We start from the raw sequence: 17,900 nt of genomic DNA on the forward strand, positions 1-17,900 counted from the left end.
TCTCTCACTTCAGCCTGATAAACCGCATGGCGGACCATTTCCTCCACCGGGTAGGCCGGCCCGACTTCCTATGACAAACATGTGCAAAAGCTCCATCGATGACATTGAGCTGCACTACAATTATGCCCCGCCGACCGATATCGGACGCACGAAGCTTAACCTGGGAAAAAGCGAAATTGTACTCGCAAGCACGAACATTTACAAATCCAATCAGGTTCCTGTCGGTTATTCCTTTACACAAATCCCGGCTTCCGCATTTGAAGCGCTGGACGTGGATATCTCCAATGATTCTGCATTAGAGGATCTGATCGAGCACAAAATATTTGATGTTTCCTCCAAAGGGAACATGAGCGTTCAGTTGATCGCTTCTAATGAGGAAGAATCCCGGATACTGGAAGTCCCGGAAGGGACGCCTTTGCTGCTGTCGGAGTTGATTTTATTCAACCATGCACATCAGGCGTTCTCCCGCTGTAAGTTTTATATGCTTCCTGAATTTTATAAAATGGAGTTTCAGATTTGAGTAAATGAAAGGAAAGAAGAATCCGTCAACGGTGCTGTACCACGATTGGGGGATTCTTCTATACATATCTCTATTTTCCCTGTAAAATGCCATTTTCGTACAATTCATGCGGTGCAATATCCTGTCCGTTCATCCATTCAATTCCCGTACCGCCAGGAAGAAGGCGCACTGTCTGGAAATAAGCTTCATTTCCCAATTCCCCGAACCAGCTTCCCATAATATAAGGACGTACATCGAATAACTTTATCTCTCCTGTTTCATAGGTTAGAAGAAGACTGAATGGTTTTACCGGTTTCACTTCTGTAATTTTCGGCTGAAGCATGTCTTGTCCCCCCTTATCTCAATGGTTCTATACGAAAAAATTGTTCCCCGTTGGCCAGCAGCTTCCAGTTTGCTTCCAATTCCTCCCTATGAATCTCTATCCATGCCTCTAAAAGCTTAAATTTATTCTTTGGAATCTTTCCTTCTACAACCGTACCATCTAACGTGATAACAATCTCATCTCCGGAATATTCTGCATGAATATGCGGCATATTATGTTTACCTGTATTTTCCTTATACATACGAACAATAATTCCGTAAAACATACTTAACACTGGCATGACAATTCCTCCTGTACCTATGCGATAAAACAATATTTTTTCTTCATTATACTCATAAACAGCAATTCAGTCAACGCACCTTATTTTCGATTTGCAAGTTAGATTTGCAAGTTATGTAACTTCATCACCGAATAAATCATTTTTTCACTGTATAATGAATGAAAAACTAAAAGGAGTTTTACTCATGGCAAAGAGAAAAGCAGTCGTCAGCATCCAGGAATGTGTAGCCTGCGGATGCTGCATCAAGGTTTGTCCGCGAAACGCGATCACGATTTTAAAAGGCATCCATGCCAGCATTGACAGGGAATTATGTGTGGGATGCGGAAAATGTGCAAAAGAATGTCCCGCAAGCATTATTTCATTGGAGGTGACGGAAAGATGAAAGAAAAGAAGAAATGGTATGATTATCTTTGGATCGTTTCTCTTACCTACCTGATCCTGGGTTTTTTCAATATCCTTTTTGCATGGCTGGGACTCCTCTGCTTTTTTATACCGCTTTTCATAGCGATTATAAACGGCAGCAAAGCCTACTGCAACAAATACTGCGGCAGAGGGCAACTGTTTTCCCTTGTAGGCGGAAGGTTCGGACTGTCCCGGAAAAAGGACATCCCAAAATGGATGAAGTCAGCATATTTCCGGTATGGATTTTTAATCTTTTTCTTTGTGATGTTTTTCCTCATGCTGTGGAACACCTGGCTGGTATTCTCCGGCATAAAGAATCTCAGCACTGCAGTAACACTGCTGTGGACGTTCAAGCTTCCCTGGCACTGGGCTTACCACGGCACGCTGTTTTCTGACGGGACCGCGCAGTTTGCTTTCGGCTTCTACAGCGTGATGCTTACCTCCACCGTGCTGGGATTCCTTACCATGGTGTTATTCAAACCCCGCTCCTGGTGCGTGTACTGCCCTATGGGAACCATGACGCAGCTTATTTGCAGAGCCAAAAACGGGGCGGCGCTGCAAAAATGATTGTCTGACCTCTAGTTGTCAGTCATAGATTTCATTGTTTCCATCAGATTTCTAATTGCTTCCTTAATAGAATATCAAATCGAATATTGGCCAGAATTGTTTATGTTATTCTGGCCATCTTATAGGCGGGGTATTGTTAAATACTGCTTGGTCGTAGTATTTTTTTGCTCAATTCTGCAATAAAATCATACGTAAGCGTAGGTGCTGATTTAGCAACAAGGTCAACAGATACACCATTTTCCAAAAGGTTTGTTGCCATTTTTATTTCAGTTTGTTTTGTTTTTTCCGCTGCATACTCCTCTACTACCTGACACATAATGGACGCTCCCTCCTTGGTTTTTTTGAAAAAATTAACTCGGCTGCAGGTTTTCGGAAACTTAGGGTTTTGACCAACACTTTTCTTAAAGTATTGCATTAGCTCTGCAATATCACTTTTGTCATCGACAGCTATATTTACATAAATTACATGCGTTCCATTTTCTACAATGGTTCCTGTTTCTTTGATAACACGGTCGATATGGTAAATGGTACGTTTCTCACAAAAGATATCAAACTTTGAAATGAAAATAATATATACATCCGGGAGTTCTTTATAGTCGAGTCCCGCAATTGACAGTGATCCGCACAAACATTTTCTGAAGCCTGAACAGGAAATACGCAATTATTTTCTGGCCTTAAATCTTCTGGAAAAGAAGGAACACTTTTCGAAGGAGATGATGGATGTTCTTTTCTATTTTTTATCAGAATAAAATTATTGACAATGCGCATAATGCGCATTATAATCCCGTTTTAAACACTTTGAATTAATAGAAGAAGGCGAAACCATTGAAAACACGAGGTTTTGCCTTCTTTTTGGTGTTTTGAAAATGTTGTATGGAAATCCTAGCTTGAAATTTTTTTTATTCTTTTATTTAGCTCTTTTGGCTGATAGTATTTTTTATCCAGACCAAGCTCATAAATGCTATTTAGTGCAGTGCACAGCTTTGACCCCGTATAGGTCGACATATAGTACATATCCTGGACATTTACAACATTCATATTTTTCAGCATCTCAATGATATTATCAATGGTAAAATGCATTCTTTCCGCAGGATCATTGTGGTCAATACCACACCTGCGGTCATAATCTTTACAGTAATCTTCAAGCTGCTTTTCCATCAGCCGGTAGATCAGCAGTGCTGTGTAGCATATCATAAAATGAGCGGTGATATGTTCTTTGGTATGATGATATACAGGACGGCCGGAAAAATTTGTCTTCATAATCCGAAAACAGTCTTCTATTTTATACCGTTTTGAAGATATCTCAAGAATCTGGGCGGCATCATCATCCAGACTGGTAGCAACCGCATAGTAACCATCGTATTTTTCTTCTTCCCTGATCCGTTCTTCATTAATCTCGTAAATATCCTTCACGCTCCCATCCGATACCCTTTTGATAAATCTTGTCACATCATTTGGGCCTTTTTTATATGTTTCAGGGTCCAAATCCTTTAGCAGGCGCTTGGCTCGTTCAACCTGCCGGTTGCGGATATAGCGCTGATATTCCATGGTTTTTCTGGAAAACGTGATGATAATCTTTTGTTTGAGCATCCCTTTGGCTTTTACCTGTCTCTTTTTTCCATTTTTACATATTTTTTCTTCATAGAAACCCAGGTCTTCCAGACGGTCAGCATTTATTATTTTGTATGCCTTGTCCTGATAAAGACGATAATTTTCTTTTTTATGATGGTCAAAGCTTTTCATGCTATCAATCGTAACCGGATCATCGGAAGAAAGAAGCCGGTAGTCGCAATCGTTAAAAACAGCTTCCTGCAGAGTGCCTGCCATTTTTTTGATTGACTGGGTCACAATAAAAGCCCGCCCACCCATGGAATTAAAACGTCTGATATTGAGTGACCCCAGCCCTGCATCTGCACAATAAATAAACGTCTTCCCTTTAAACATTTTTGTCAGTTCTTTTTCCAAGGGGATGGCAAGTGTCTGTTCATTATCTGACCCCGGGGCAAGACACATGGAAAGAGGAATCCCGTCCGCGTCCATGAAGAGTCCCATCTCTACCAATGGTGCGGGCTGATGCTGTTTGGAAGGGCCGTATTTACGGAAGCCTTTTATAAATTCCCCGGTCACTTCATCAACATAATCATCATCAGGCGACTCAACTTCAAAATAAAAATTTGTGCAGTCAAAGTAACATACGGAAGTATTACGCCTGACAATCCTGCAGCTATATTGGAAAAGGTTCTGGAGATATCCGGTATAGTTTTCAGCCAGAAGATCCAGTGTCCGGTGGATATGCTGGTACCCAATTTCCGGCTGCTCATAATAACGGCCCAGATGGCGGAGCGTAGCAAACTTGGATTCTGGTTCCAGTATTCTTGCGCAGGTCAGAAACCGGTTCACAAGGTTGGGGTCGAAGGTGATCCGGGAATCAGCGGATACTTTTTTGAGGAAGCTGCCAATTGCAAGGTTATGATAAACGGACTGCAGGAAAAAGTAGCCGATATTGCGGCTGGTGTCCGATGAAATAAGGTCATTTGATGCTTTGATCTTTTCGTCAAAGTCGATTGTCACCTCCATAGAGACCTTACTGTTTTTCATCTGCTCGTTATATTCGGCAACTTTTTGCTTGGCATAAGCAAGGGGATCATCAGTGATCTTAAGAAGATCCAAGTGTTTACCGATCACAGCTACATTTCTGGTAGAAGTCTTTTTGCCATTGCGGAATCCTTGCTGGATAAAATAAGTTGGGTTTTTTGATTTTCTGTCATAATTCAATTTCATAATACCATTATAACACAATATACAACTCCGTACAACATATAATTTTATAAAATTTGACATAAAAAAAGCCGCATTTTTGCGGTTTATGGCGTTTTTTGCGGTTCAAAAGTGTTTAAAACCCGTTCCTGTTTCTTTGATAACACGGTCGATATGGTAAATGGTACGTTTCTCACAAAAGATATCAAACTTTGAAATGAAAATAATATATACATCCGGGAGTTCTTTATAGTCGAGCCCCGCAATTGACAGTGATCCGCACAAACATTTTCTGAAGCCTGAACAGGAAATACGCAATTATTTTCTGGCCTTAAATCTTCTGGAAAAGAAGGAACACTTTTCGAAGGAGATGATGGATGTTCTTTTCTATTTTTTATCAGAATAAAATTATTGACAATGTGCATAATGCGCATTATAATATAAACAAATAAACAGAAAGGAGCAATGCCATGAATGAATAAGGAGGTATTGAATGAGATTTAGAGAAATTGAGAATATAATAGAAAAGGATGGCTGGTATCAAGTAAAGCAAAAAGGTTCACACCACCAGTACAAACACCCGACTAAGCCAGGAAAAGTCACAATACCAGAACATGGAGGGGATTTGAACCCCGATACAGTTAAATCAATTATGAAGCAAGCGGGGCTTTAAGCCTCATTTGCTCAATCTTTATACGAGGAGGCGAATATATTGAAATTAATCTATCCGGCTGTATTTAAGCCTTTTACAGATCAAAGCGGCGGATACGTAGTAGAGTTTCCAGACTTGCCCGGTTGTGTAACAGAAGGTAAAAACTTAGAGCAAGCTATTGAAATGGGGATTGACGCAGCTAGCGGTTGGATATTGGGAGAACTGGAAGACGGAGAGCAAATACCACGTGCTTCTAATTATTCAGAAATAACCGCTGAAAATGGGTGTATGATAAATATGCTATTACTGGACATTGATTCCTATGAAGAAAAGTACGGTGAAAAAGCAGTAAGAAAAAACCTTACTATTCCTGCGTGGCTGAATACTTTTGCTGAAAAAAATAATATCAATTTTTCTAAACTTTTACAAGATACTTTATTTTCAATGGCACAAGCAAAATAAATAGATATAAGGAGTTACCCTTTATAAGGTAGCTCCTTTTTGAGTTTCCCACCGTACCATTCCCAGATGGGAATGAAAGAACTGCCAGACTCATATCAGGATATATTCTTGATTATTACGGATATGGTTTTAATGGAATTGGTTCTCTGGAAGAATACTTTGCATATGATCCGGATGAGTACTATGCATCACTGCAAATGGGATTGCCTGCATTATATGATTCAGGAAAAGAAAATCCCCCGCATCCCGAAATTTGGGTTCATTATTTTTTGAAAATTGAAGCTGCACTCACGCACATCAGACATATACTATTAAAAAAGGGGCGAACACAAACTAACCTCCACCCTTCGCCCCCTTTCATCCAACAACCGGAAACACAATCCTTACTTCAAACCCTTTCCCCCATTCCGAATTGGCATCCAGAGACAGGTTCAGCTCTTTGGCCATCTCTTTGGCGAGATACAGCCCCATGCCGGTGGCTTTTTTTCTTCCTTCACCGGAATCGCCGGTAAATCCTTTTTCGAAAATATAGGGCAGGTCGCAGCTTCGTACTCCCATACCGTTGTCCCGGATACTCAGCACATGGCAGTCATTTTCCTTAAAAAATCTGAAGATAAGCTCCGGCTCTTTGCCGCAATATTTTATGGAATTGCTGATCACCTGCCGCAGGAGAAAACGCAGCCCTCTCCGGTCGGAGCAGACCGTCTGCTCGGTCATGTCCGCCTGTATCTGAAACTGCTTTTCCTCCAGCAGCGGTTTATAATCCTCCAGAACCTCCTCCACACATCCCCGGACAGAGATATGTTCGAACAGGTAGTCCTTCCTCGACCCTTTCAGACGTGCGTAAAATAACATCTGGTTCACGGACTCCTGCAGGCGGTTCTGGATATAGTCCAGCTTGCAGCTAACGGTTTCGGACAATTCCTCTCTGCGGTTGTCCAGAAGCAGCGTCAGCAGGGAAAGCGGTGTTTTGGCTTCGTGCGCCCAGGATTCCACATATTCTTCGTAATCATTCATCTGCTCCAGAAGCCCGATATAAGCATTCTGCTTGTCACGCAGGCACCTGCCCAGCAGGCGGACAGCCTCCCCCTGGGCCGGAACCAGAACCCCCAGCAGCCTTTCCTCATGGTACTCATCGGGATTCGCCAGAAAATCAAAAAATACCTGCTCTCTTTTTTCTTCCAGACGAACCAGTACAAAGCATATTGCGGAAAACATCAAAAGCACTGCCAGCAGGAGCAGAGCCGACATCGCATAAAATGCATCCAGATCCGCAATCCACAGCAGAACGGTGAAAAACGCGTCAACCCCAAACAGGAGCAGAAGCCAGGGCATATACCGAAGAATTTTTTGAAATTTACGCTTCATGAGGCTCCTCCTCCGTAAAACGATATCCCAGCCCACGCACCAAAACAATCTGCCGGCGCATCCTGAGTCCCGCCAGTGTCTTTTTCAGCCGCGTCAGATTCACCTGGAGGGCATTTTCATCGATAAATTCCGTTGTTCCCCAGATTGCCATGCACAGCTCTTCCTTCGAAACGGCCTCCTCCCCATGGAGCAGAAACATTTCCAGAATTTTTCCCTGGTTTCTTGGAAGGACTACGGAGCTGTTATGGATATACAGCGTATAGGTCTGACGGTCCAGAAGGCATTCCGGGCCTTCCAGCAGATTTTGCCGTCCCTCATAGCGTTTCAATACATTTGACACACGGGCCAGCAGCCGTTCTTTCCTGCATGGTTTTATCAAATATTCGTCGGCGCCCAGATTCAGCGCGTGAAGCTCGTCCTGCAGCTGATCGCGGGACGTCAGTACAAGAACCGGGATGCTGCTTTTTTGCTTGATTTCCCGACAGATCTGGAAACCGCTGCTCACAGGCAGGTTCAGATCCAACAGCACCAGATCCGGTGAAAGCTTCAAAAGCTGCTTTGCAGCATCCCCAAATTCGCTGATCTCTTCCACCTCATAGTCCGCTTTTTGCAGAATGCCGGATAACTCTTCCCTCATAAAAAGTTCATCTTCTACAATTGCAATCCGCTTCATAGATCTGTCCTCCCTGTTGTAACCAATTTGCGAAGCAAATTGATTGCCTGCATCATTTTTTCATACGATACTTTACACTACCTAATTTTTTAACCGATTTACGCCCATATGGTTCTGCCTGGATCATTCTTCCCGTTCCAGCTCCGTCAATGTCAGCAGATAACGGTCGCTTGATTTTTTCACCGCGGCAATATAAATATATTCTAACACACACAGCCCTGAAATCATAACTATAGAAAGCATGATCATCTGTAAAAAATGTTCCTTTGCATCCGGTGATAAAAGTCCGGTAAGCAATGCGCGTACTCCAAACACACTGCTGCATGCGGCGGCCACGGTAGGGATTCCAAAATACCAATTGATCTGTTTTCTGGCAGACCTGCATAAGGTCTTATACGAAGCCCCCAGACGGATCAATGTCCGGTAACGGCGGTTTACATTCTGCTGGCCCATCAGGAACTGTACGCCAATGACCGTATTTGCAATAATCAGAAATATAACCGCAAGGTAGATCGTAATATAACTGGCGGACACCATATAAAACATCTGCCGTCCCATATTCTGCAGGTAGCTCTCATACTGCAGACCTGTTTTGTCCAGCTCCCTGTTCATATCCGATATGGCGGACATAAGGCTCGCCTTTTGGATCGTTTTTTCATCCAAAACACCGTCGAGATAAATTTCACATTCTCCCTGAGTATAGTATTCAAACATTTCATCCGGAACGATCAGCGCGAAAGCCAATGTAATCGAACGGTCCGTCACCACGTCCGTTGTCTGCACCGGGCCTGTCAGATAGAGTGCATCCCCATCCAGCAGGGCTTCCGGCCTTGTTTCCAGAATACGGTTCAGCATCTGCTGCGTTTCCTCCGAGCTGAATCCGCTGTCCATATACACGGCCGCTTCCTCTGCATCCAGCTTCAGTTCCGGCATGTCTGCCGCTGCCAAAAGCCGGTTATAGCCGCTCAGGGAAATGAGATAGGGAGTGTAGTATTCCATATTATTCAAAAGCCGGCTGCTGATTTCGACAGGCTGCATTCCATCCAGCTCCTCCATCAGCCGATCCATTTTTAATACATCTTCTCTATCTTCCCCGATCCGGCTTTGAACCATTCCGATCTTTATTTCAAATAAATCTGAAAACCGGGAATCCAGCCCATGATCCGAAAGCTGCTGTCTGATTGCCGCAGCTTCCTCACTGCTTTCCACATACGCAAAGGTATAATCCAATACATGGGGTTCCGATTTTCCGTAAAAACCTGCGATGGCCACGCCAGAGCCAAAACAGCACATGGCAACCAGAATCAGCAGAGAGCAGACCGCAAGCGTACCGGATTGGTAAATCACCGTTTCCTCAACCTGCCGAAAATGAAAGACATGAAGCTGCCGGTCACATTTTCCGGCTTTCACCAGCAGGCCGATCGGAAAACGAAGTCCCCAGAAAAGCGCCATGGTTCCCACCAGCCCAAACATCACCGCGGCTGTCATCTGCCGGATATAAATCCACGCTTCCCCTCTGGTCACGCTGGTATAGGCAATGATCAGGCAAATGATCCCGGCGATAAGGGACGCTCCGTAAACAGGCGCGGGAAGCTGCTTCTTTTCCCCTTTCGGCATTTCTGCCAGCAGGGAATCAATTTCCTGCCTGCTGATCTTTCCGCTGAGAATCAAAAATGCGGCGAATTTGATCAGGAGGAATCCCCCTGCCGTCCAGAACATTGCCTCAAATGAAAAGGAAACCTGATGCCCCACGATGCTGATTCCGACCAGGCGTGCCGTGATCAGGCTGATCATCTCTGACAGCAGGAGTGAAACAGGCAGCCCGATGGCCAGTAAAATCAAGCTGTTCCGAAGATCCTCGGCCAACAGCATGGTAAATAATTTGCTTCGTCGCATCCCCAGGATCAGATAAACGCCGAACTCGTGCTTGCGCCGTTCCATCTGAAACCTGCTGGCATAATAGATAAGAAAGAACAGGATCACCAGGGCCATTCCATAAAATACCGGGATCATGGACATCAGCTTATTGACCGCGTCACTCTCCATTTTGGATAAAAAAATCATCACATCCTGACGGGGCAATGCCAGAATTATATAAAATACAATGATTGCTGCCAGCATAGAACCAAAAAACAAGCCGTTTTCTTTCCGGTTCCTTTTGCTGTTGCGTGAGACCAGTTTAGAGAACATTTGCACTGCCACCTCCTAACTGCGCCATCATCATCAGTATTCTCTCGTAGAATAAGGGCCTTGTTTCATCCGGGATATCCCGGCGCAGCTCATGGAAAAGCACACCGTCCTGGATAAACAGTATCCGGCTGCAGTAACTTGCCGCGTTGGAATCATGTGTCACCATGAGGATTGTAGCATGTTCATCCTGGTTCAATCCGGCCAGCTTCTCCATCAGCGCCTTTGCATTTTTCGAATCTAAGGCTCCGGTTGGCTCGTCCGCAAGAATAATGCCGGGATTCAGGATCAGCGCCCTGGCAGCCGCGATCCTCTGTTTCTGTCCCCCTGACATCTGTACGGGAAATTTATCCAGAACGTCTGTCACTTCCAGATAAGATGCCAGTTTTTCGAGCCGTATCCTGCTCTCCTGCTCCGGCACGCCGTGAAGGGACAGCGGAAGCAGAATATTTTCACGCCCGGTCAGGTTATCCAGCAGTTCAAAATTCTGGAATAAATATCCGATCTCCCTGCCCCGGTAGTCTGCCAGCTCCGCCCCGCTAAGGCTTAGAACCTGCCTGCCCTTCATCATGATGCTGCCGCTGCCCGGCCGGGTCACGGCTGCAATGCAGTTCAGCAGCGTAGATTTTCCCGACCCGCTGCAGCCCATAATCCCCAGAAATTCCCCGGGCATTACCTGAAATGTGATACCGTCCAGCGCCTTTGTCTGGTTCGGATTTTTGCCGTAATATTTTTTCAGAGATTCAATTTCGAGAATTGGTTCCATCTTTTTTTGCCTCCCTTTTTGATTATGCATTTATCATAACACAGGGCGGCTTCGGGTAACACTTACATCTGATGAAAGGGTTGGGAGATCATCGTTGCTGGATCGCAGACTTATTCCATGCTTAATAGAAATTCTTCAGGGCTATATACCGGCAGAGCTGCATTTTTATAATCACCAAGGTTTCTTGTAACAATACAATCCATTTCCTCACGGATTGCAGACTCTGCCATAACCGCATCCTCAAAATCTGAAAGATTGGACGATACTGCCTTGAGACAGTCTATTCCCGCTGTATCCAATAGCCCAAACAGGCAAAACAGCTTATTCAGGATCTGTCTTGTATCTTTATCGCTATGTGTGCATCTATGTGTGAGATAATAAATATCCGTAACAGATTTCGCAGTCAGAAACCCTTCAAACTGCTTATTTGCCGCTCTCAGAAATACCTCCTGGGCCTCTCTGCAGAAAGGCTCCCGATTCTGCAGCGCATCAATTATAATACAGGTATCTATCAATGCCCTCATATTTTATTATGCCTTTCTTCCTGTGCTTCTTCAAGTGTCATCTCAGCGGGAACACTGCCAAACAATGACTTCGCCATACTGACCCGATCCTGAAACGGATTCGTCAGTTTTGCAACTACTTTTCCGTTCTTTGTAATAAAAACATCTTCTTTTTCAGCAAGCAGCAGATATTTGCTGAGATTAAGCTTTAATTCTGTAGCAGTAATTGACATTGAGTATCCCTCCTTCACTTTATGTTACTTTTATTATACCGATTTCGAACGATTTCAGCAATAAAATTGTTCGAAATTATCAGTCTGACAGGTGTTTCGTTGTTACTGGCCATCTACACCCGCTCAGACAGCTTCCTTTCAAAACGGTCCTTACGCAGGTCTGCCGGAATTTTGGTCGGATAATCCCCCTGAAAGCAGGCGGCGCAGTAATCCTCACTGTCTATCAGTTGATCCAGTTTTTCTATCGGTAAATATCCCAAAGAGTCTGCTCCGATGATCTTTGCAATCTCGTCCGTACTATGATGGCATGCAATCAGATTTTCTTCAGAATCAATATCCGTGCCGTAATAACAGGGATATAAAAATGGGGGAGCGGAAATTCTCATATGGATCTCTTTCGCTCCGGCATCACGCAAAAGCTTTACAATGCGTTTGCTGGTCGTCCCTCTGACAATGGAATCATCAATCAGTACAACTCTTTTTCCATCAATCACCTTCTTGACAGGGCTCAGCTTAATCCTGACCTGATCCAGCCGTTCATTTTGTCCTGGAGAAATGAATGTCCTACCGATGTATTTATTTTTGATCAGGCCGATCCCGTAGGGAATACCGGATTTTTTCGCATATCCCAATGCCGCGTCCAATCCGCTGTCTGGAACGCCAATCACGATATCCGCCCATTCTGGATAGCTCTCCGCCAGTAATTCTCCGGCTTTCATCCGGGATTCATGTACGGATATGCCGTCTATCACAGAATCCGGTCTTGCAAAATAGATGTATTCAAAAATGCAGGTTCTCCGTCTCTGTTTTTTACAGTGTTCCCGCCTTGATTCCACACCGTTTTCCGTAAACACGAGAATCTCTCCCGGCAGCACGTCACGGATAAATTCTGCTCCTACCGCTGACAGCGCACAGCTTTCGGATGCAGCCACATATGCCCCGTCCGCCGTCTTTCCGTAGCAAAGCGGCCGAAACCCATATGGATCTCTTGCCGCAATCATCTTTGTGGAAGAAATCATCACCAGCGAATAAGCGCCTTCCAGTAAGTTCATGGTATTGCTGACTGCTTCCTCAATGCTTGGCGTCATAAGCCTTTCTCTCGTAATCACATAAGCGATGGTTTCCGTATCACTGGTTGTATGGAAAATGGCTCCCGATAATTCCAGCTTATCGCGAAGCTCCAATGCATTGCTCAGATTTCCATTGTGCGCCAGCGCCAGCTTTCCTTTCTGGTGATTGACTTCAATAGGCTGGCAGTTATTTCTCGTATTTCCTCCGGTTGTTCCATATCTTACATGTCCCACCGCCATATTTCCCATCGGAAAATGGGTGAATGTATCTTCAGAAAATACTTCGCTGACAAGCCCCAGATCTTTATAGGAAGAAAATACGCCGTCATCATTCACGACAATCCCGCAGCTCTCCTGTCCTCTGTGCTGCAGGGCATACAGCCCATAATAAACAATGCCTGCCATATGTTCCTTTTTTGTACCCATCACTCCGAATACGCCGCATTCTTCATGAATAGCCATAACCTAATCCCCCCCTGCTATATAGAGTATTCTGCACTAAAGGCGCGGCCGCAGCTCCCGGCCTGATCTAATGCAGCCGCAATAAATCCCTTAAACAACGGATGTGACTGATTGGGACGGCTTTTAAATTCCGGATGGAACTGCACACCTACGAAAAAGGGATGCCTGCGAAGCTCTACCGCCTCGACCAGTCTGTCATCCGGCGACGTGCCGCCAATCACAAGCCCGGCTTCCGTCAGTTCTCTGCGGTACTGATTATTAAATTCATAGCGGTGACGATGGCGCTCATGTATGATTTCCGCACCATAGCATTGTTCCATTTTTGTTCCCGCCTTAATCCTGCAGGGACAGCTTCCAAGACGCAGCGTCCCGCCTTTGTCAATCGCTTCGCTTTGTCCCGGCATAAAATCAATGACTTTATGACGGCACTGCTCGTCAAATTCCCCGGAATGCGCGTCCGCAATTCCAGATACATTTCTTGCAAATTCAATGACTGCAATCTGCATACCAAGACAGATTCCAAAGTAAGGTATCCTGTTTTCGCGGGCATATTTCGCCGATAAAATCATCCCTTCTATGCCCCGGTTTCCAAATCCGCCCGGAACAATGATCCCATTCATTCCTTTTAACAGGTCATTTACATTTTCTTTCGTGATATTTTCCGAATCAATCCAGTGAATTTTTACAAATGTATTCAGTTCATATCCTGCATGGTTCATCGCCTCCGCCACTGACAGATATGCGTCATGAAGTTTTACATACTTTCCAACCAATCCTATGTGAACTTCCTCTGAACGTAAACGGATGCGTTTTGCCATCTCTTCCCAATCTGTCAAATCCGGTTTTAGCGCTTTTATGTTCAGTTCCCTGCACACAACAGAGGAAAACCCGGACTTCTCCAACATCAAGGGAGCTTCATAAAGGTTCTCCAATGTCCGATTTTCAATGACACAATCCGGTTTTACATTGCAGAAGAGAGAAATTTTCTGAAAGATGGATTCCTCTAACGGCTTGTCGGAACGCAGAACAATAATATTCGGATTTATGCCCATTCCGCGGAGTTCTTTGACCGAGTGCTGCGTCGGTTTTGATTTATGCTCCTGGGAACCGTTTAAATACGGAACCAATGTCACGTGAATAAACAGGCTGTTCTCTCCGCCCACTTCCAGGGAAATCTGACGCACCGCCTCCAAAAAAGGCTGTGATTCAATATCCCCGATGGTTCCGCCTATCTCCGTAATCACCACGTCCGCGTCTGTCTTTTTCCCCACGCGATACACAAATTCCTTGATTTCATTTGTAATATGAGGGATCACCTGAACCGTGGAACCAAGGTATTCCCCTCTGCGTTCCTTATTCAATACATTCCAGTAGACTTTTCCTGTGGTCAGATTGGAATACTGGTTCAAATCTTCATCTATAAACCTTTCATAATGTCCCAAATCCAGATCCGTCTCTGCCCCATCCTCGGTCACATACACCTCGCCATGCTGATAAGGACTCATGGTGCCGGGATCTACGTTAATATATGGATCTAACTTCTGAGCCGCTACCTTCATTCCTCTCGCCTTTAAGAGCCGTCCGAGAGAAGCTGCCGTAATCCCTTTTCCCAGACCAGATACCACACCTCCGGTCACAAAAATATATTTTGTCATAATTTTTTCGCTTCCTTTTTTTAAAAATAAAAAAACAAGGATGACTTTTACGGCGCTTTTTCTGCACCGCAAAAGACTTCCTTGCCTTTACGTTTTGGATGATACACCCTGAATGATTATTTGTCAATCCTTTTCTTCCATTAAATCGGCTACAATCCTTTTGGAAGCTTCATCCAACGGCCTGAATGGTGAGCGGCAGGCCCCGCAATCCACTCCCCGCAAAGTCCAGCCGTACTTCATAGCGTTAAAAATCCCCACTTTCACGGCAGCTTCCACCCGCTGGTTGACCGCATGCTGCCAATGGCACGCTTCAGCCATATTGCCCGCCTGAAACGCGTCCCTCACCTTTTGGAACAAGGGTGCAAAAAGATTCACCGTTGTCCCGATGGTAGCACAGGCGCCCATAGACAATGCACCCAGCAGTTGTTCGTCAAAACCATTGATTAAAGCTTTGCCGGGAAAAGCCTGTCCAATCCGTTCTAAAGCATACAGGTTGGTGGATGTGTGTTTAATACCCACGATATTCCTGTTGGACAGCAGCCTGCCGGCGTTATCTTTTGAAAATTCCACCCCTGTAAACTGTGGAATGTTATAGACAATCACAGGCACTCCGGGTACAGCTCGGATCACATCCTCATAGTAGCTTATGATCTCATCCATAGAAAATTTATAATAGTAAGGCGGGATCATGGACACTGCCATCGCTCCGGCAGACATGGCATGCCGTGTGAGTTCAATAACATCTTTCGTTCGAATGGTGCCCACATGTGAAATGACAGGTACCCGGCCGTCAACAGCCTTTAGAACATGTTCCACTACTTGCTTTCGCTCATCCAAGGTAAGCAGCAGACCCTCGCCGGAGGAGCCGCAGCAATAAAACCCTTCGACACCATCCTGCATCTGCAGTTCAACAATACGTTCCAGCGCCTCATAATTGATACTTTCATCTTCATTCATGGGAGTGATCAGAGCCGACCAGATGCGTGAAAATTGCTCCGATTTTACGCTTTCTTCAAGGCTACTCTCAGACCCCCGCTCATTGCTGCCGGCAATAACGTGGGGCTTTTCTTTTTCATGAAACAGCTTATTATTTCTCATAACAGACAACACTCCTTTTCATTCAAACAGAATCAGGTCTCCCTGGTCAGCATCCATTCATTAATCTATGGCATTAATAAATTCGGAATAAATGTAGAAACCTCAGGCACGTATGTAACGATCAGCAGAACAGCCACCGCTACTCCTACAAAAGGCAGAATCCCCCTGTACAGCGCCGATAGTTTTACTTTTCCAACATTAGAGATCACAAACAGCATCATTCCCACCGGCGGAGTCAGATTTCCAATCATCAGGTTCAGGCACATGATAATACCAAACTGGATATCTGAAATATTATAGACCTGAGCAACCGGCCAAAGAATAGGAACCATCAGCAGGATGGCCGGGGTAGCATCCAGAACCATTCCAAGAATCAGCAGCAGGATATTCATAAACAGAAGAAACATAAATTTGCTTGTAATAAACTCCAGACAGAATGCCGCAAGGGTCTGTGCAATCTGAAGCGTAGTGATAGCCCACCCCATCGCTGTAGACGCAGCAATAATAAAAAGGACATTGGCAGTAGCTTTTGCAGAACGGATACAGGATTCTTTAAATGTTTTCCATGTAAGCCTTCTCTTCAAAAGCGAAACAATCATTGCATAGGCAACAGCCAGAGCGCTTGATTCCGTGGCGGTACAGATACCGCTGATAATGGAACCCATAATGATAATCGGCAGCAGCAGCGCCGGCAGTGTGTCTACCAGCGATCGAAGGATTTCTTTCGCGCTGGAACGTTTTTTCCGATACGGCATATGATATCTGACAGCCATAAAATAACAGATTGCCATATATGCGATTCCTAAAAAGACTCCTGGTATCGCGCCTGCCAGAAACATTTTTCCAACCGATACAGTTCCGATACAGCCGGAAAAAATGATCATAATATTAGACGGAGGAATAATCGGTCCTATAATCGCGCTGGCAGCGGTGACAGACGCCGAAAAGTCCCTGTCATATCCGCCATCTGTCATCAACTGGATTTCTACAGGGCCCAGTCCGGAGGCGTCTGCAATGGCGGAGCCGGACAGACCTGCAAACAACATACTGGCCAACACATTCACATGGGCTAATCCGCCTTTGATATGACCCACCAGTTTTTCACAGAAATTTACGATTGCACTTGTAATTCCGCCCACCGACATCAAATCTGTCGCCAGAATAAACAGCAGGATACATACATAGGTATATGTGTCAATACCAGAGAACAGTTTCTGAGCAATCATTGATTGATCTCCGCCAAGGAAACTAAAAGAAATATTTGTCAAAGTCCCCATAGCAAATCCAACCGGAGTGCCGATTAATATAATAATCAGAAAAAGAACTAGCAATAAAACCATCATCAGACTTCTTCTCCTTTCTTAACATCCGGATACTGTCTTTTTTCACCGGCATAAAAAGGCTCAAGAATGCCGGAAAAAACGCCTATCATCTCTGTAACGATCTCGTATGCCATCAGGATACAGCCGAATATCGGTGCAGAGTACAGCATATATCCGGGCGCATGGAGCATAGAAGATGTGAACATAATCCGGGTTCGTACTACATGAATACCAAAATAAACGGCAATCACAATAAAAATCAGGCAAAGAATCCTGGTAAGAATATATAATGCCATTTTGCCTTTCCTTCCAAGGCGGTCAAAGATCAGATCCAACTGAGCCATAGAACCTTCTCTATAGACAATGGGCAGCGCCAGATAGCACAGCCAGATCATAGAATAACGAGAAAGCTCCTCTGTCCAGGGGAATGAAAGGTCGGATACCTTTACAATGACATAACGGTTCAATATCTGTAAAAGAACCGACCCCGCATTAATGATAACAACTGCCACAATTAAACCACTTAATATTTTACAGATTACGTTGGATACCTTATTCAATGTAAAATATAGCTTTTTCATATTTCCCTCCAAATATTGTA

At 44.6% G+C, this 17,900-nt stretch carries 20 protein-coding genes; 5 read left to right on the top strand and 15 right to left on the bottom strand.

Annotated features, from left to right (window positions below):
• Positions 1-70 precede the first annotated feature (70 nt).
• Positions 71-520: a UTRA domain-containing protein gene (locus EBB54_RS23030; RefSeq protein WP_162307186.1), complete on the top strand. Its 450-nt coding sequence runs from the start codon at positions 71-73 to the stop codon at positions 518-520.
• 70 nt (positions 521-590) lie between these two features.
• Here EBB54_RS23030 and EBB54_RS23035 read toward each other — a convergent pair whose 3' ends face one another.
• Positions 591-842, bottom strand: a complete 252-nt coding sequence (locus EBB54_RS23035; protein WP_125129142.1) for a DUF2442 domain-containing protein — start codon at positions 840-842, stop codon at positions 591-593.
• 13 nt (positions 843-855) lie between these two features.
• On the bottom strand, positions 856-1,122 hold the full coding sequence (locus EBB54_RS23040) for a DUF4160 domain-containing protein (protein WP_125129143.1): 267 nt from the start codon (positions 1,120-1,122) through the stop codon (positions 856-858).
• A 184-nt stretch (positions 1,123-1,306) separates the two neighbouring features.
• Here EBB54_RS23040 and EBB54_RS23045 point away from each other — a divergent pair, with 184 nt between their 5' ends.
• Complete coding sequence (locus tag EBB54_RS23045) at positions 1,307-1,504, top strand: 4Fe-4S binding protein (protein ID WP_125129144.1); 198 nt, start codon at positions 1,307-1,309, stop codon at positions 1,502-1,504.
• Positions 1,501-2,091: a 4Fe-4S binding protein gene (locus tag EBB54_RS23050; protein WP_125129145.1), complete on the top strand. Its 591-nt coding sequence runs from the start codon at positions 1,501-1,503 to the stop codon at positions 2,089-2,091. The genes EBB54_RS23045 and EBB54_RS23050 overlap by 4 nt, the downstream gene beginning before the upstream one ends.
• Before the next feature lie 136 nt (positions 2,092-2,227).
• Here EBB54_RS23050 and EBB54_RS31410 read toward each other — a convergent pair whose 3' ends face one another.
• Together EBB54_RS31410 and EBB54_RS23065 are read right to left on the bottom strand one after the other, a co-directional pair.
• On the bottom strand, positions 2,228-2,719 hold the full coding sequence (locus tag EBB54_RS31410; RefSeq protein ID WP_243127781.1) for a hypothetical protein: 492 nt from the start codon (positions 2,717-2,719) through the stop codon (positions 2,228-2,230).
• Positions 2,720-2,973: 254 nt separating this feature from the next.
• Positions 2,974-4,872 carry an IS1634 family transposase gene (locus EBB54_RS23065; RefSeq protein WP_125126599.1) on the bottom strand — a complete coding sequence of 633 codons (1,899 nt, stop codon included), beginning with the start codon at positions 4,870-4,872 and terminating at the stop codon, positions 2,974-2,976.
• 469 nt (positions 4,873-5,341) lie between these two features.
• Between EBB54_RS23065 and EBB54_RS23075 the strand changes: the two genes are divergently transcribed.
• On the top strand, positions 5,342-5,521 hold the full coding sequence (locus EBB54_RS23075) for a type II toxin-antitoxin system HicA family toxin (RefSeq protein WP_125129146.1): 180 nt from the start codon (positions 5,342-5,344) through the stop codon (positions 5,519-5,521).
• Between the two features lie 39 nt (positions 5,522-5,560).
• Complete coding sequence (locus tag EBB54_RS23080; protein ID WP_125129147.1) at positions 5,561-5,962, top strand: type II toxin-antitoxin system HicB family antitoxin; 402 nt, start codon at positions 5,561-5,563, stop codon at positions 5,960-5,962.
• Positions 5,963-6,319: 357 nt separating this feature from the next.
• Here the strand turns inward: EBB54_RS23080 and EBB54_RS23090 are convergent, their stop codons facing one another.
• The 11 genes from EBB54_RS23090 to EBB54_RS23140 all read right to left on the bottom strand — a co-directional run bounded on the left by EBB54_RS23090 (position 6,320) and on the right by EBB54_RS23140 (position 17,880).
• A complete protein-coding gene (locus tag EBB54_RS23090; RefSeq protein ID WP_125129148.1) occupies positions 6,320-7,330 on the bottom strand; it encodes a sensor histidine kinase in 1,011 nt (336 codons plus the stop codon).
• Complete coding sequence (locus tag EBB54_RS23095) at positions 7,320-8,003, bottom strand: response regulator transcription factor (RefSeq protein ID WP_125129149.1); 684 nt, start codon at positions 8,001-8,003, stop codon at positions 7,320-7,322. The genes EBB54_RS23090 and EBB54_RS23095 overlap by 11 nt, the downstream gene beginning before the upstream one ends.
• Positions 8,004-8,126: 123 nt before the next feature.
• Positions 8,127-10,193 (bottom strand): ABC transporter permease, encoded by a 2,067-nt coding sequence (locus EBB54_RS23100; RefSeq protein ID WP_125129150.1) that lies wholly within the window; start codon positions 10,191-10,193, stop codon positions 8,127-8,129.
• A complete protein-coding gene (locus EBB54_RS23105) occupies positions 10,183-10,956 on the bottom strand; it encodes an ABC transporter ATP-binding protein (RefSeq protein WP_004071645.1) in 774 nt (257 codons plus the stop codon). Before EBB54_RS23105 ends, EBB54_RS23100 begins: the two co-directional genes overlap by 11 nt.
• Before the next feature lie 110 nt (positions 10,957-11,066).
• Positions 11,067-11,480, bottom strand: a complete 414-nt coding sequence (locus tag EBB54_RS23110) for a PIN domain-containing protein (protein WP_125129151.1) — start codon at positions 11,478-11,480, stop codon at positions 11,067-11,069.
• Positions 11,477-11,692, bottom strand: coding sequence for a type II toxin-antitoxin system Phd/YefM family antitoxin (locus EBB54_RS23115; protein ID WP_125129152.1), 216 nt, complete (start codon positions 11,690-11,692; stop codon positions 11,477-11,479). Before EBB54_RS23115 ends, EBB54_RS23110 begins: the two co-directional genes overlap by 4 nt.
• A 113-nt stretch (positions 11,693-11,805) precedes the next feature.
• The gene (gene purF, locus EBB54_RS23120; RefSeq protein WP_125129153.1) at positions 11,806-13,224 is read right to left on the bottom strand and encodes an amidophosphoribosyltransferase; all 1,419 of its coding nucleotides are present in this window, start codon (positions 13,222-13,224) and stop codon (positions 11,806-11,808) included.
• Positions 13,225-13,241: 17 nt separating this feature from the next.
• Complete coding sequence (locus tag EBB54_RS23125) at positions 13,242-14,879, bottom strand: CTP synthase (RefSeq protein WP_125129154.1); 1,638 nt, start codon at positions 14,877-14,879, stop codon at positions 13,242-13,244.
• A gap of 123 nt (positions 14,880-15,002) precedes the next feature.
• Positions 15,003-15,977 (bottom strand): N-acetylneuraminate lyase, encoded by a 975-nt coding sequence (locus tag EBB54_RS23130; RefSeq protein WP_125129155.1) that lies wholly within the window; start codon positions 15,975-15,977, stop codon positions 15,003-15,005.
• Positions 15,978-16,042: 65 nt separating this feature from the next.
• Positions 16,043-17,320: a TRAP transporter large permease gene (locus EBB54_RS23135; protein ID WP_125129156.1), complete on the bottom strand. Its 1,278-nt coding sequence runs from the start codon at positions 17,318-17,320 to the stop codon at positions 16,043-16,045.
• Positions 17,320-17,880, bottom strand: a complete 561-nt coding sequence (locus EBB54_RS23140; RefSeq protein WP_125129157.1) for a TRAP transporter small permease — start codon at positions 17,878-17,880, stop codon at positions 17,320-17,322. The genes EBB54_RS23135 and EBB54_RS23140 overlap by 1 nt, the downstream gene beginning before the upstream one ends.
• Positions 17,881-17,900: the final 20 nt, after the last annotated feature.

This window comes from Schaedlerella arabinosiphila (assembly GCF_003885045.1).
In the GTDB taxonomy this organism is placed as follows: Bacteria; Bacillota; Clostridia; order Lachnospirales; family Lachnospiraceae; genus Schaedlerella; species Schaedlerella arabinosiphila.